The sequence below is a fragment of the Kitasatospora sp. NPDC057738 genome (assembly GCF_042798815.1).
Lineage (GTDB): Bacteria > Actinomycetota > Actinomycetes > Streptomycetales > Streptomycetaceae > Kitasatospora > Kitasatospora lactacystinica.
Map to the genome: position 1 here is coordinate 7,494 of NZ_JBHVJT010000108.1, position 13,686 is coordinate 21,179.

Genomic DNA, 13,686 nt, shown 5'->3' on the forward strand with positions numbered 1-13,686 from the left:
GACTTGTTTCGAATGGGGGGGCTTTTCTCCGGGGGGGGGGGGAGAGGGGGGGGGGGGGGGGGGGGGGGGGGGGGGGGAGCGGGCAGGGGTGGGCCGGCGCCGCGGGGAGTCACACCCGGAAGGGAGGGGTCACGGACGCAGGGGTGACACGGGGCGGGATCACATGCGGAAGACGCCGTACGGAGCGGGCGGCGCCAGCGGGGCGTTGGCGCAGGCGGTGAGCGCGAGACCGACGACGGTGCGGGTGTCCATCGGGTCGATCACACCGTCGTCCCAGAGCCGGGCGGTGGCGTAGTAGGCGTTGCCCTGGCGCTCGTACTGCTCACGGACGGGGCGCTTGAACCCCTCCTCCGCCTCGGCCGGCCACTGCTCGCCGTGCGCCTCCAGCTGGTCGCGGCGGACGGTGGCGAGGACGGAGGCCGCCTGCTCGCCGCCCATCACGGAGATCTTGGCGCCCGGCCACATCCACAGGAAGCGAGGTGAGTAGGCCCGGCCGCACATCGAGTAGTTGCCGGCCCCGTACGAGCCGCCGACCACCACGGTCAGCTTCGGGACGCGGGTGCAGGCGACGGCGTTGACCATCTTGGCGCCGTGCTTGGCGATGCCGCCCGCCTCGTACTGCCGGCCGACCATGAACCCGGTGATGTTCTGGAGGAAGAGGAGGGGGATGCCGCGCTGGTCGCACAACTCGATGAAGTGGGCGCCCTTGACGGCCGACTCGGAGAACAGCACGCCGTTGTTGGCGACGATGCCGACCGGGTGGCCGTGGATCCGGGCGAAGCCGGTGACCAGGGTGGCGCCGTACTCCGCCTTGAACTCGGCGAACCGGCTGCCGTCCACCAGGCGGGCGATCACCTCGCGCACGTCGTAGGGCGTGCGCGGGTCGACCGGCACGGCGCCGTACAGGCCCGCCGGGTCGACGGCCGGCGGCTCGACCGGGGTGAGCGGCCACGGCCTGGCCTCGCGCGGGCCGAGCCCGGCGACGATGGTGCGGACGATGGAGAGGGCGTGGGCGTCGTCCTCGGCCAGGTGGTCCGTCACGCCGGAGGTGCGGGAGTGCAGCTCGCCGCCGCCCAGCTCCTCGGCGGTGACCACCTCACCGGTGGCGGCCTTCACCAGCGGCGGGCCGCCCAGGAAGATCGTGCCCTGGTTGCGGACGATCACGGCCTGGTCGCTCATCGCCGGGACGTACGCGCCACCGGCCGTGCACGAGCCGAGCACCGCGGCGATCTGCGGGATGCCCGCGGCGGAGAGCCTGGCCTGGTTGTAGAAGATCCGGCCGAAGTGGTCCCGGTCCGGGAAGACCTCGTCCTGCATCGGGAGGAAGGCGCCGCCGGAGTCCACCAGGTAGACGCAGGGCAGCCGGTTCTCCAGCGCGACCTCCTGGGCGCGCAGGTGCTTCTTCACCGTCATCGGGTAGTAGGTGCCGCCCTTGACGGTGGCGTCGTTGGCGACCACCACCACCTCGCGACCGGCGACCCGGCCGATTCCGGCGATCACCCCGGCCGCGGGCGCCGCGCCGTCGTACATCCCGTCGGCGGCCAGCGGGGCCAGCTCCAGGAAGGGGGAGGCCGGATCGAGCAGGGTGTCCACCCGGTCGCGGGGCAGCAGCTTTCCGCGGGAGGTGTGCCGGGCGCGGGCCTTGGCACCGCCGCCCAGGGCGGCCGCGTCGAGCTTCGCGCGCAGCTCGTCGACCAGGGCCCGGTGCGCTTCGGTGTTCGCGCGGTAGGCCTCGGAGCCCGGGTCGACGGAGCTGCCGAGCCGGGGCGCCGGTGCGGCGGCCGCGGACGGTGCGGCGCCGGGCGCGGCAGTGCCGGCCGCTGCGCCGAGCCGGAAGCCGGTGGATGTTCCGGCGGTTGAGATGACCATTCCCAAGAGCTCCCTTGCCCTCGGCACCAGGTGGGCAGCCGGGTGCGTCCGCCCGTGATCGCCACGTTAATTAACGTTAACTTACGCGCCCAGGTTAACGGCCGATAACCCGACTGTCTACGATGGACGGCATGCCGAACGTCCCCGCCGCCTCCGCGCTCCCCCGCCGCGACCAGATCCGCCGGGAGGCCGCGAGGCTGTTCGCGGCCCGGGGCTTCCTCGGCGTGGGGGTGGACGAGATCGGCAAGGCGGTCGGGATCAGCGGCCCCGGGCTCTACCGCCACTTCGCCGGCAAGGACGCGATGCTCGCGGACCTGCTGATCGGCATCAGCGAGCGCCTGCTGGACGAGGGGCGCCGCCGGGCCGGTGGCGGCGAAGGCCCGGCCGCCGCGCTGGACGCGCTGATCAGCGGCCACGTCGACTTCGCCCTGGGCGACCGGGACCTGATCACCCTGCACGACCGGGAACTGCTGAACCTCAAGGAGGAGGACCGGCGCACCGTCCGCCGGCTCCAGCGCGGCTACGTCGAGCTGTGGGTGGACGTGGTCCGGCAGGCCTACCCGCCGCTGGCCGGCCCCGCCGCCGAGCCGGTGGCGCGGGCCGCCGTGCACGCCGTCTTCGGCCTGATCAACTCGACCCCGCACAGCCTCGGCCCGAACCCCGACCACGGCGAGCGCGTCGCCCTCCAGCGCGACGGCATGGCCGCCCTGCTCCACGCCCTCGCCCACGGCGCGTTCGCGGCGGCCGCGGAATCGGCAGGCGTCCCCGCCGACGGTTCGGCATCCGCGGGCGTCCCCGCCGACGGTTCGGCGTCCGCGGGCGTCCCCGCCGACGGTTCGGCGTCCGCGGGCGTTTGAGGCGCTCGGCGGCAGTCCGTCCGGAGGCCTGGTCCCAAAGGGTGACGCCCGACCCGTCCCCGGCCGCTGGGCGCGCGAGGGGTCGTCGGCGATCCTGGAGACGGCCGGGGGAGTGGGCCGTTCGAGTGTCCGCCCGGGAATCACCGCAGGCCGTCGGCTGTTGGCCAGTCCGCCGGGCCGGATGATCGGGGCTTCCCCTGGTCGGCCCCGAACCCCTCCGGCTCGGAAACGCCATGGCGGCCACCCGACGAAATGGTTAGCATCCCTAAATATGCCTGAGACTCACGGATCCACGGTGGAGCAATCCCCGAGCGGCCCCCCGGCCCCCGGCCCGACCCCGGAGGCTCCCGCCGACAGCCCGCAGACCGCCGTCGGGAACACCGGTCCGGCCGCGGAGGCCGCCCAAGGCGCCGAGGCGGCCGGCTGGCTGCGCCGTCTGGTCGGCTACAGCTGGCGGTCCCGGCGCAGCCTGCTGCTCGCGTTCGGCGCCTCGCTCCTCGGCATGGCCGTCACCGCGCTGGTGCCGCTGGTCACCAAGCTGATCATCGACGACGTCATCATCGCCCACACCCGTTCGCTGGCCCCCTGGGCGGTGGTGCTGCTGCTCGCCGCCCTCGTGGTCTTCGGCTGCACCCAGGTCCGCCGCTACTACGGCGGCCAGCTCGCGGTCGACGTCCAGCACGACATGCGCAGCGACCTGTTCCGCTCGCTCGGCCGGCTCGACGGCCACCGCCAGGACCGGCTGGACACCGGTCAGGTGATCGGGCGGGCGACCTCCGACCTCCAGCTGGTCAACGGCCTGCTCTCGATGCTGCCGATGATGACCGGCTACCTGCTGATGTTCGTCATGTCGCTGGCCGTGATGGTCTGGCTGTCCCCGCCGCTCACCCTGGTCGCCCTGGTCATGGCCCCCGCGCTGTGGTGGGTCTCGGTGCTCGGCCGCAAGCGCCTCTTCCCCGCCACCTGGGCCGCCCAGCAGGAGGCGGCCGCCGTCGCGGGCGTGGTGGACGGCGCGATCGGCGGCGTCCGCGTGGTCAAGGGCTTCGGACAGGAGGCGCAGGAGCTCGACAAGCTGGAGGCGGCCTCCCACAACCTCTTCGCGGCCCGGCTCCGGTCGATCCGGCTGAACGCCCGGTACAACCCGGCGATGCAGGCGATCCCGGCGCTCGCCCAAGTCGGCGTCCTCGCCTTCGGCGGCTGGCTGGCCGTCGACGGCCGGGTCACGCTGGGGACCTTCGTCGCCTTCTCCACCTACGTCGCCCAGATGACCGGCCCGGTCCGGATGATGACCATGGTCATCACCGTCGGCCAGCAGGCCCGGGCCGGCGTCGAGCGGGTCCTGCAGCTGATCGACGAGCGCCCGCTGGTCCAGGAGCGACCGGACGCCCGCACCCTGGACCTCGCGCACGGTGGCCCCCCGGCCGGCGCCTCGGCGATCGGCACCCCCGCCAACGCCCACGCCGACGCTGCCGCCGACGCCCTCGCTGCCGCCCCCGTAGGCCCGCGGACCCCCGACGTCGCCCTGGAATTCGACCGGGTCGAGTTCCGCTACGACCCCGAGCACCCCGCCCCCGTCCTGCACGGCCTCAGCCTGAAGCTGGCCCCCGGCGAGACCCTCGCCCTGGTCGGCGCCTCCGGCTCCGGCAAGTCGACGGTGGCCCAGCTGGTGCCCCGCTTCTACGACCCCGCCTCCGGCACCGTCCGCCTGTACGGCCACGACCTGCGCGACCTCACGCTGGACTCGGTCCGCGCGACGGTCGGCATCGTCCCCGAGGAGAGCTTCCTCTTCTCCGAGTCGGTCCGCACCAACATCTCCTACGGCCGTCCGGACGCGACGGACGAACAGGTGGTCGCCGCAGCCCGCGCCGCCCAGGCCGACGAGTTCGTCCGCGCGCTGCCGGACGGCTACGACACCAAGGTCGGCGAGCAGGGCCTGACCCTCTCCGGCGGCCAGCGCCAGCGCATCGCACTGGCCCGGGCGATCCTCACCGACCCCCGGATCCTGCTGCTGGACGACGCCACCTCGGCGGTGGACCCGCAGATCGAGGCGGAGATCCACGACGCGCTGCGCTCGGTGATGACCGGCCGCACCACGCTGCTGATCGCCCACCGCCGTTCGACCCTCCAACTCGCCGACCGGATCGCCGTCCTGGAGCGCGGCCGGCTGCTGGACCTCGGAACCCACGAGGAACTCGAAGCCCGATGTCCCCAGTACCGGGCCCTGATCACCGACCCCGAGGCCGGCTCCGCCGACCGGCACTCCACCCCCGAACCGGCATCCGATGAACCGGCGTCCCCGGCGGCGTCCCCGGCGAAGCCCGGGCGGGCAACCGGGCAGCCGGCCGCCGACGGCACTCCCACCGACGGCGCTCCCGGCACCGCCGGAACTGACGGAACCGACGGAACCGACGGAACCGACGGCACCCGGGCCACTCCCGGAACCGACGACACCGCGGGAACCCCCGGAACCCGGACGACCCCCGTCCTCCCCACCCCCGCCCTGGCCAAGGCCGCCCGCACCGCCGACCCCGACCTGCTGGACCGGGTCGCGGCCCTGCCGCCGGCCTCCGACACCCCGGACGTCCCCCGCGCCGAGGCCGAGGCCGGCGACCCCGACTTCACCCTGCGCCGCCTGCTGCGCTCCTTCCGCACCCCGCTGCTCATCGCCCTCCTGCTGGTCGCCCTGGACGCGGCGGCCGGACTGGTGCTGCCGGTGCTGATCCGGCACGGCATCGATGACGGTGTCCGCAAGGGCCTGATGTCCGGCGTCGCGGTCGCCTCGCTCACCGCACTCGTCGTGGTGCTGCTGGACTGGGTGGTGCAGGGCGCGGAGAACCAGGTCAGCGGCCGTACCGGCGAGCGCGTCCTCTACACGCTCCGGCTCAAGATCTTCGCCCACCTCAACCGGCTCGGCCTGGACTACTACGAGCGCGAGCTGACCGGCCGGATCATGACCCGGATGACCACCGACCTGGACTCGCTGACCTCCTTCCTCCAGACCGGCATGGTCACCGCGGTGGTCAGCCTGCTGACCTTCGCCGGGATCTTCGCCGCCCTGCTGATCATCGACGCCGGCCTGGCCCTGGTGGTCTTCGCCGTCCTGCCGCTGCTGGTGATCGCCACCCTGGTGTTCCGCAAGAAGTCCAAGGACCAGTACGAGCGCTCCCGCGACCTGATCGGCACCGTCAACGCCGACCTCCAGGAGAACGTGGCCGGCATGCGGATCGTCCAGGCGTTCCGCCGCCTGGACACCAACACCGACCGCTTCGTGGCCCGGGGCATCGCCTACCGCGAGGCCCGGGTCAGGGCCCAGCTCTACATCTCGCTGTACTTCCCGTTCGTCCAGTTCCTCTCCAGCGTGGCCGCCGCGCTGGTGCTGATCGTCGGCGCGGCCCGGGTCGACGCCGGGACGCTGACGGTCGGCGCGCTGGTCGCCTACCTGCTCTACATCGACCTGTTCTTCGCGCCGGTCAACCAGCTGTCCCAGGTGTTCGACGGGTACCAGCAGGCCTCGGTGGGCCTCGGCCGCATCCGCGAGCTGCTGCGCACCCCGACCACCACGGCCGAGGCGGCCGACCCGGTCCCGGTGGTCAAGGGCCTGCGCGGCGAGATCTCCTTCGAGGGCGTCGGCTTCGCCTACAACGGCGGTGCGGACGGCGCCCCGACCGTGCTGAGCGGCGTGGACCTGCACATCCCGGCCGGGCAGACGGTGGCGCTGGTCGGCGAGACCGGCGCCGGAAAGTCGACGCTGGTGAAGCTGGTCGCCCGGTTCTACGACGCGACGGAGGGCACCGTCCGGGTGGACGGGGTCGACCTCACCCGCTACGACCTGGCGCAGTACCGCCACCGCCTGGGTGTGGTGCCGCAGGAGGCGTACCTGTTCGCGGGCACGGTCCGCGAGGCCATCGCCTACGGCCGGCCGGGCGCCTCGGCGGCCGAGGTGGAGGCGGCGGCCCGGGCGGTCGGCGCGCACGACATGATCGTCCGGCTCTCGGGCGGCTACGACCACGAGGTGGCCGGCCGCGGGCGAAACCTCTCGGCGGGTCAGCGCCAGCTGATCGCGCTGGCCCGGGCGGAGCTGGTCGACCCGGACATCCTGCTGCTCGACGAGGCCACCGCGGCGCTCGACCTGGCCACCGAGGCCGCGGTCAACCGGGCCGCGGACCGGCTCAGCGGCGGACGGACCACCCTGGTCATCGCCCACCGCCTGACCACCGCCGAGCGTGCCGACCGGGTGGTCGTGCTGGACCACGGCCGGGTGGTCGAGGACGGCACGCACGCCGAACTGCTCGCCCTGGGCGGCACCTACAGCCGGCTCTGGCAGGCGTTCATCGCCGACGGCCACCCGGCGGCCGAGGCCGTGGCCGCCGGATAGGCCGCCCCGCACCCGGGCCGGGGGGCGGCGTCAAGCCGGCCCCGGCCCGGGCGCGATCCCGAACCTCTGCGATCCCGAACCTCTGCGACCCCGAACCTCTGCGACCTCGAACCGCCACGCCCCGCCCGGCGGTCCTTCACGCACGAACCGTCAGGCGGCGATCAGCGAGGCCAGCAGTCCCGAGGCGTCGATCCCGCGCGGCAGGTCGCTCACCTGCCCGTCGCCGACCTCGACCACCCGCCAGCCGGAGCCGTCCGCCCGGCTGGCGAGGTCGGTGGTGACGAAGCGGCAGCCGAGCCTGCGGACCAGCGCCGGGACATCGGTGAGGTCGGGCTCGACGGTCCGGCGCGGGGCGTCCGGGTGCGGCCCGACCAGGACGGGCCGGCCGTCCAGCCACCACACCCGGGCCTCCACGGGCCGTTCGCCGCTGCCCGGCGCGTCGCCGTCGGCGTGCTCCGGGCCGGCCGCACCGGCGGCACCGGGCACCCCGCTCACGTCGGACACCCCGCTCGCGTCGGCCGCGCGGTCGGCGCCGTTCGCGCCGGCTGGCCCCGCCGGGACGCCCGCGCCCTCGAACTCCTCGTACCGCCGCAGCACCACGCCGCCCGCCAGGAACTCGCCCTGCAACTCGACGAACCGTTCCACCACCCGTCCGACGGCAGCCAGGTCGGCCAGCTCGGGCACGTAGCAGGCCTCGTGCCACTCGTGCTTGCGCGACTTCACGTAGTCCTTGACGATCGCCGGCCCGTGCCCGCCGAGCCGGGCCGCGGCCTCCGCCAGTTCCTCGGGCCCGGGCGCCACCGGCCCCTCCGACGGGATCCACGCACTGGCCGGCGTCGCACCCTCGAACACGTCGTACCAGCCGGGCAGTTCGTGGGCCGCCGCGTACCCGGGCGGGCTGGTCAGCAGGGCGCCGCCGCGGGCGGTGAGCGCGGCGGCGAAGTCGGCGTACTGGGCGGTGGGCAGCATCCAACCCCGGTACCAGAGCGGCCCGCTGTCCGCCGGTACCCGTCGGACGGCCTCCTCGGCCCGCCCGGCGAGCAGCCCGTCGTGGTCGACCAGATGGTGCTCGCCGCCCAACTCCCGCAGCATCCTGGCCTCCCAGGCGAAGTGCGGGTCGGGCCGGCGCGGGTTGAGCGGATCGGCGGGGAAGATGATCGCGGGTACGGGCATGGCCGTCAGAGTACGGTCGGCGGGCTGATCCCGGGCCCGCCACGACGGACCGGTCGACCCGAGCACCCGACCGGAGTGCCGAATCCGCTCGACGCCCCGGACGGCCGCTGCGAGAGTGACCCGATGCGAAATCTGCTGAGCTCCCGCAAGCGCAGGCCGAGGCAGGCCGCCCGCACGGTGGTCCTGGACGAGAACGGCTCGGTCTTCCTGCTCCGTTCGGACAACGACGAGGTCGGCGTGCACTGGACCATGCCGGGCGGCGGACTGGAGCCGGGCGAGACCCCGTGGGACGGGGCCCGGCGCGAGCTGTGGGAGGAGACGGGCTGGAGCGACCTCGAACCCGGCCCGCTGCTCTGCACCTGGGAGCACGACTTCACCTGGCACGGCACCCCGGTCCGCCAGCACGAGCACATCTACCTCGCCGCAGGGCCGCACCGCGGCCCGGTCGGCGACGTCAGCGCGGTGCACGCGGTCGACCGGATCCTGGACTGGCGCTGGTGGACCCCGGCCGACCTCGCCGACGAGAACGCCGACGCGCTCTGGCCGCCCGCGCTGCCGGAACTGCTGGACACGGTCCGCGCGGGCTGGGCCGTGGACGGTCGACCGCCGGTGCCGGTCGACCTCGGATACGTCCCGAACGGCCCGGTCACCCGTCGGGCCCGCTAGCGCCGCTGGGCCCGCTGGGCCTGCTGGGTCCGCTGGACCCGCGCGGCCCGGCACCGAACGGCGCCCGGTGGAGCGGCTACCCGCGCCCGCCGCGCCGGGTCCGCGCGGCCGGACCGGGCTCCCAGCCGTGCAGTTCCAGCTCCCGGTCGTGCAGCGCGGCGGGGTTCATAAGCACCGTCAGCGGGGCGCCGACCAGCCGGTCGGCCGCGAGCCCGGTCGCGGACAGCAGCTGCTCGGTCGGCACCGAGACGGCGATGGCGGGCCGCCAGGAGGGCAGGACCACCAGGCAGGTGCCGCGGCCGACCCGGATCGGCCGGGCCGCCACCCGTACCGGTGCCCGTTCCTCCGGCCGGCCGAGGGCCTCGGTGGGTCCCGGGCCGGCGCCGATCAGGATGCCGAGCGGCGGTTCGGCCCACGAGGCCCCGGCGGAGGCCCCGGCGGTGCCGTCGACGGCAGAGCGGTCGACGGCGGCGGGGTCGGTCCCGGCAGAGCTCCCGATGGCGATGCCGGTTCCGGAGCCGGCATCGAGGGCCCCGGTTCGGGGAGCTCCGGTTCCGAACGACGGTCCCTGCGCCGCCGCTCCCGTCGCGCCGGCCTGTTCGTCGGCCCGGCCGGTGGCACCCGGCAGGCCCGTTCCGGTCGGGCCGGACGCGGCCGTCTCCCGTGCGGTCGCCCCCTGCCCGCTCTGGGCGGCCTGCGGGTGCATCCGGCGCAGTCGCCGTGAGGGCGACGGCCGCCGGGATCCCAGGATCCGCGGCTCTTCGCGCACCGTGCGCTGCGTCGGCACGGACGGGCCGGCCTCCGAGGGTGCGGCGGCGGACCCGAACCGGACGAACCCGGCCTCGGCTCCGTCCGGCCCGTGGAGGGCGTCGGGCGCCGCGGCGGCACGCTCGGCCGATGCGCCGGGAGCGGCCGGACCGTCCTCGGTCTCCGCGTCCACGCCGGGTGGGGCCGGTACCTCCGCGACCGGTCGACGGCTCGCGTCCGCCGGCGGGACGGTCGGGGCTTCCGCGTCGTACCGGCTGCGCGGCTGCGGCACCGAGTCGAGGCGTGTCGGGCCGGTCCGGCGCGCCCCTCCCTCCGGGAAGCCGGGCGCGGTCGCACCGGGCTCGACGACGGTCGCGATCGAGCACATCGGGACGGCCGCGGCGGGCGGGCCCTGCACAGCGGGTGGGGGCGAGGATCCGGCGCTGTCCCCGGGCGGGCCGGGCAGGGACGGGTCGGTTGCGGCGGGGTGGAGCGAAGTCATCTGCGGGCCCTTCGGGGAACGGTCCCGACGATCCTCCCGCACCACGCGATCAGCTCCAAGCGTCGAACCCGACGGTGTGCGCGATACCACCGCGATACCACCGCGGGATCGTCGTGGGATCACCCCGGGATCGCCCAAGACGGCGCAGGGCGAACACCGTTGCCGCACGACCGGAACGGCGCCGCGCTCCGCCCGCGGGCCCCGGTCCCGCCCCGCCGGGCGGGACCGGCCGAGCGACCGGTCAGGGGTCGGCCGAGCGACCGGCGAGCGACCGGTCCTCGGGCCGGTCAAGGACCGACCGGGAGATCAACCAGCGGGCGCGACAAAGCCCTTGAGGTCGGCGAGCACCGCGTTCGCCGCCATGACGCCGAGCCCGAGGAACCAGGTCTCGTCCGAAACCGGCCGGGCCTGACCGGACTTGACCGCGCCGAGCGTCTTCCAGAGCGCGCCGCCCAGCACCGCGTCCTGGTTGGTCGAGCTGGGGCTTCCGTACACGCCGTAGAAGATCCAGTCGGCGTCGGCCTTGTCGATCTGCTCCGGGCTGACCTCCACCGCGAGCTCCTGGACCTGCTCGATCCTGGGCTGCGGCAGCGGCACGTCGGTGAGGATGGTGCCGATGAAGGAGAGCTCGGCGTAGAGCCGGGTCCGGCCCGGCATGAAGCGCAGCGGAGTGATGGTGGGCCGCTTGTTGCCGAGCTTCGCGCCGATCGCCGCGGCCGCCGCCTGGTACGCGTCGAGCTGCGCCTTGGCCTCGGCCTCCAGGCCGAACGCACTCGCGTTGAGCAGGAAGTTCTGCTTCCAGGGGTAGCCGGGGCGCAGCGAGAAGACGGTCGGCGCGATCTTGGACAGCTGGGCGTACTGGTCCTGGGCCCGCAGCTGGCTGCCGAGGATCAGGTCCGGCTTGAGCGCGGCGATGGCCTCCAGGTTGAGGCTGTTGATGGTGCCGACGGCGGCGGGGCTGCCGGCCTTGTCCTTGAGGTAGGACGGCAGGGACTTGGAGCCGTCGGTGTGCACGACGCCGACCGGCTGGATGCCGAGGGCGACGACGTTGTCGAGCTCGCCGGTGTCGAGCACCACGACCCGGGTGGGCCTGGCCGGGATGACGGTCTCGCCCATCGCGTGCCGGAGGGTGCGCGGGTAGACGCCGGGGGCGGCGTCGGTGCCGAAGCCCTTCATCTTCTCGATCACGGCCGCGTAGTCGTCGCCGCCCTGCTTGACCGACTTCTGGTTCGGGGAGGAGCCGCCGCCGGCCGGGGCCGAACCGCCGCTGCCGCCCGATCCACCCGCGCCGCCCGAGCCGCCCGAGCTGCCGCAGGCGGTGAGCAGTCCGCCGAGGCCGAGCACGGCACCTCCGGCGATCCCGGCGGTGAGGAACCTGCGGCGGGTCGCGGTGCGGGGGGCGAGGGCCAGGTCGTCGGAGGTGGGGGGCACGCGACGCTCCTTTCACGATCGAATTTAGGTTAGGCAAACCTATCCGATGGGAGGGGGGCGGGGTCGCGGACCGTCCGCGCCGGAGGGGCAAACTATGCCGAACCTTGGCAAAAGGGAGAAAATTTCTTGGCCCAACTCCTTTGAAACAAAGGTACATGGGTGAACAAGCCGTAAATACAGCAACCCCAACGGCCTTCAGGCGAACGAATCGAAGTAAGTGGTTTAGATCACCAAGGGTTGGTCTACTCAACCTTCCATGCTCGCCTCTAGGGTGCGCTGGTGTTTGATCAGCAGCTCTCAGAGCACACGAGCAGCGGCCGGGCAATGGCGCCCGGCGCTCCGCAGGGTGCCCCGGTCAGTGGCATCAGTGGTGGAGTCCCCGGCAGTCAGGGGACCGCTGGGGGAGCGGGGGACAAGGGTCTACGGGGCGGTTCCGTCGGCCTGCTGAGCAGTGTGGTGCTGGGCGTCTCGACGGTCGCCCCGGTCTACTGCCTGACAGCGACACTCGGACCGACCGTCACCGCGGTCGGCGTCCAGATGCCCGCGGTGTTCCTGGCGGGCTTCCTGCCGATGCTGCTCGTCGCGTTCGCGTACAAGGAGCTGAACAAGGACTTCCCGGACTGCGGCACGTCCTTCACCTGGGGCGTCCGGGCCTTCGGCCCCCGGGTCGGCTGGATGGCCGGCTGGGGGCTGACGGTGGCGACCATCATCGTGCTCTCCAACCTGGCCGGGGTCGCGACCGACTTCCTGTACCTGATGCTCGGGGAGATGACCGGCAGCGGCTGGGTCACCGAACTCGACCAGAACAAGGCCGTCCACCTGCTCACCGTGGTCCTGCTGATCGCCGGCGCCACCGCGATGAGCTACCGGGGGATGACCGCCACCAAGTGGTTCCAGTACAGCCTGGTCGGCCTCCAACTGGCCGTGCTGCTGCTCTTCTCCGCCATCGCCATCGGCAAGGCCGCCTCCGGTGACCTGCCCGACTCGATCGGCTTCTCCTTCTCCTGGCTCAACCCGCTCCAGGTCAGCTCGTTCAGCGCGTTCACCGCCGGACTGTCGCTGTCGATCTTCATGTACTGGGGCTGGGACACCTGCCTGACCATGAACGAGGAGACCCAGGGCAGCGCCAAGACCCCCGGCCGCGCCGCGATGATCTCGATGGTCACCCTGGTCGGCTCGTACCTGCTGGTCGCGATCGCCTCCCAGATGTTCGCGGGCGTCGGCAGCACCGGCAACGGCCTCGGCAACCCGGCCACCGCCGACAACGTCTTCGCCGCACTGGCCCGTCCGGTGCTCGGCTCGCCGTGGAGCATCCTGCTCTTCCTGGCCGTCGTCGCCAGCGCCGCCGCCAGCCTGCAGACCACCTTCATCCCGGTGGCCCGCACCCTGCTCGCGATGAGCGCCTACCGCGCCGTGCCGCCGCGCTTCGGCGCCGTCCACCCGCGCTTCCGCACCCCCGGCTACGCCACCGTCGCGGCGGGCATCGCCACCGCGGTCTTCTACGTCGGCATGAGCCTGATCAGCGAGAACGTCGTCCAGGACACCATCCTGGCGCTCGGCCTGATGATCTGCTTCTACTACGCGCTGACCGCCTTCGCGTGCGTCTGGTACTTCCGCCGCTCGCTGCGCGGCGGCGTCCGCGACCTGCTGCTCAAGGGCGCCGCCCCGCTCCTCGGCGGCGTGCTGCTCACCGCGGTCTTCCTCCAGACCCTCACCGACGCCTGGGACCCCGACTACGGCAGCGGTTCGGTCTTCGGCATCGGCTCGGTCTTCGTGATCGGCGTCGGCATCCTGCTGCTCGGCGCCGCGCTGATGACCTGGTACGGCTTCATCCGGCCGGAGTTCTTCCGCGGCGAGACGCTGCACAAGGACACCCCGGCACTGGTCGTGGAGGACTGACGCCGTTACTGTGGGCTGCATGAAGCGCTTCGTGGGCCTGTGCTGGTGGGCGTCCCCCGACAGCCCCCACCCCCCCCCCACCCCGGCCGTCCCGGAGGGACGGCACCCCTTCTTTTCCCCCCAAGAAAGGGCCCCCGCCCCTAGAAGGCCTCCCCCCCCCCCCCCCA

General features: G+C 73.6%; 8 protein-coding genes. 4 read left to right on the forward strand and 4 right to left on the reverse strand.

The features are described 5' to 3' along the window. Positions 1–159 precede the first annotated feature (159 nt). Positions 160–1,869, reverse strand: coding sequence for a carboxyl transferase domain-containing protein (locus ACFVGO_RS36790; RefSeq protein ID WP_380636491.1), 1,710 nt, complete (start codon positions 1,867–1,869; stop codon positions 160–162). A 131-nt stretch (positions 1,870–2,000) separates the two neighbouring features. Between ACFVGO_RS36790 and ACFVGO_RS36795 the strand changes: the two genes are divergently transcribed. Together ACFVGO_RS36795 and ACFVGO_RS36800 are read left to right on the forward strand one after the other, a co-directional pair. After that, positions 2,001–2,726, forward strand: a complete 726-nt coding sequence (locus ACFVGO_RS36795) for a TetR/AcrR family transcriptional regulator (protein WP_359908958.1) — start codon at positions 2,001–2,003, stop codon at positions 2,724–2,726. Positions 2,727–2,997: 271 nt separating this feature from the next. Then, positions 2,998–7,101 (forward strand): ABC transporter transmembrane domain-containing protein, encoded by a 4,104-nt coding sequence (locus ACFVGO_RS36800; RefSeq protein ID WP_380636492.1) that lies wholly within the window; start codon positions 2,998–3,000, stop codon positions 7,099–7,101. Positions 7,102–7,251: 150 nt separating this feature from the next. Here the strand turns inward: ACFVGO_RS36800 and ACFVGO_RS36805 are convergent, their stop codons facing one another. Next, positions 7,252–8,274, reverse strand: coding sequence for an ATP-grasp domain-containing protein (locus ACFVGO_RS36805; protein WP_380636494.1), 1,023 nt, complete (start codon positions 8,272–8,274; stop codon positions 7,252–7,254). Between the two features lie 123 nt (positions 8,275–8,397). On the opposite strand from ACFVGO_RS36805, the gene ACFVGO_RS36810 reads away from it, so the two are divergent. After that, positions 8,398–8,940 carry an NUDIX hydrolase gene (locus tag ACFVGO_RS36810; protein ID WP_380636495.1) on the forward strand — a complete coding sequence of 181 codons (543 nt, stop codon included), beginning with the start codon at positions 8,398–8,400 and terminating at the stop codon, positions 8,938–8,940. A 76-nt stretch (positions 8,941–9,016) separates the two neighbouring features. Here the strand turns inward: ACFVGO_RS36810 and ACFVGO_RS36815 are convergent, their stop codons facing one another. Together ACFVGO_RS36815 and ACFVGO_RS36820 are read right to left on the reverse strand one after the other, a co-directional pair. Then, the gene (locus ACFVGO_RS36815; RefSeq protein WP_380636496.1) at positions 9,017–10,189 is read right to left on the reverse strand and encodes a hypothetical protein; all 1,173 of its coding nucleotides are present in this window, start codon (positions 10,187–10,189) and stop codon (positions 9,017–9,019) included. A 306-nt stretch (positions 10,190–10,495) separates the two neighbouring features. Beyond that, positions 10,496–11,620, reverse strand: coding sequence for an ABC transporter substrate-binding protein (locus ACFVGO_RS36820; protein ID WP_380636498.1), 1,125 nt, complete (start codon positions 11,618–11,620; stop codon positions 10,496–10,498). A gap of 324 nt (positions 11,621–11,944) precedes the next feature. Here ACFVGO_RS36820 and ACFVGO_RS36825 point away from each other — a divergent pair, with 324 nt between their 5' ends. Next, complete coding sequence (locus ACFVGO_RS36825; protein WP_359909001.1) at positions 11,945–13,519, forward strand: APC family permease; 1,575 nt, start codon at positions 11,945–11,947, stop codon at positions 13,517–13,519. Positions 13,520–13,686: the final 167 nt, after the last annotated feature.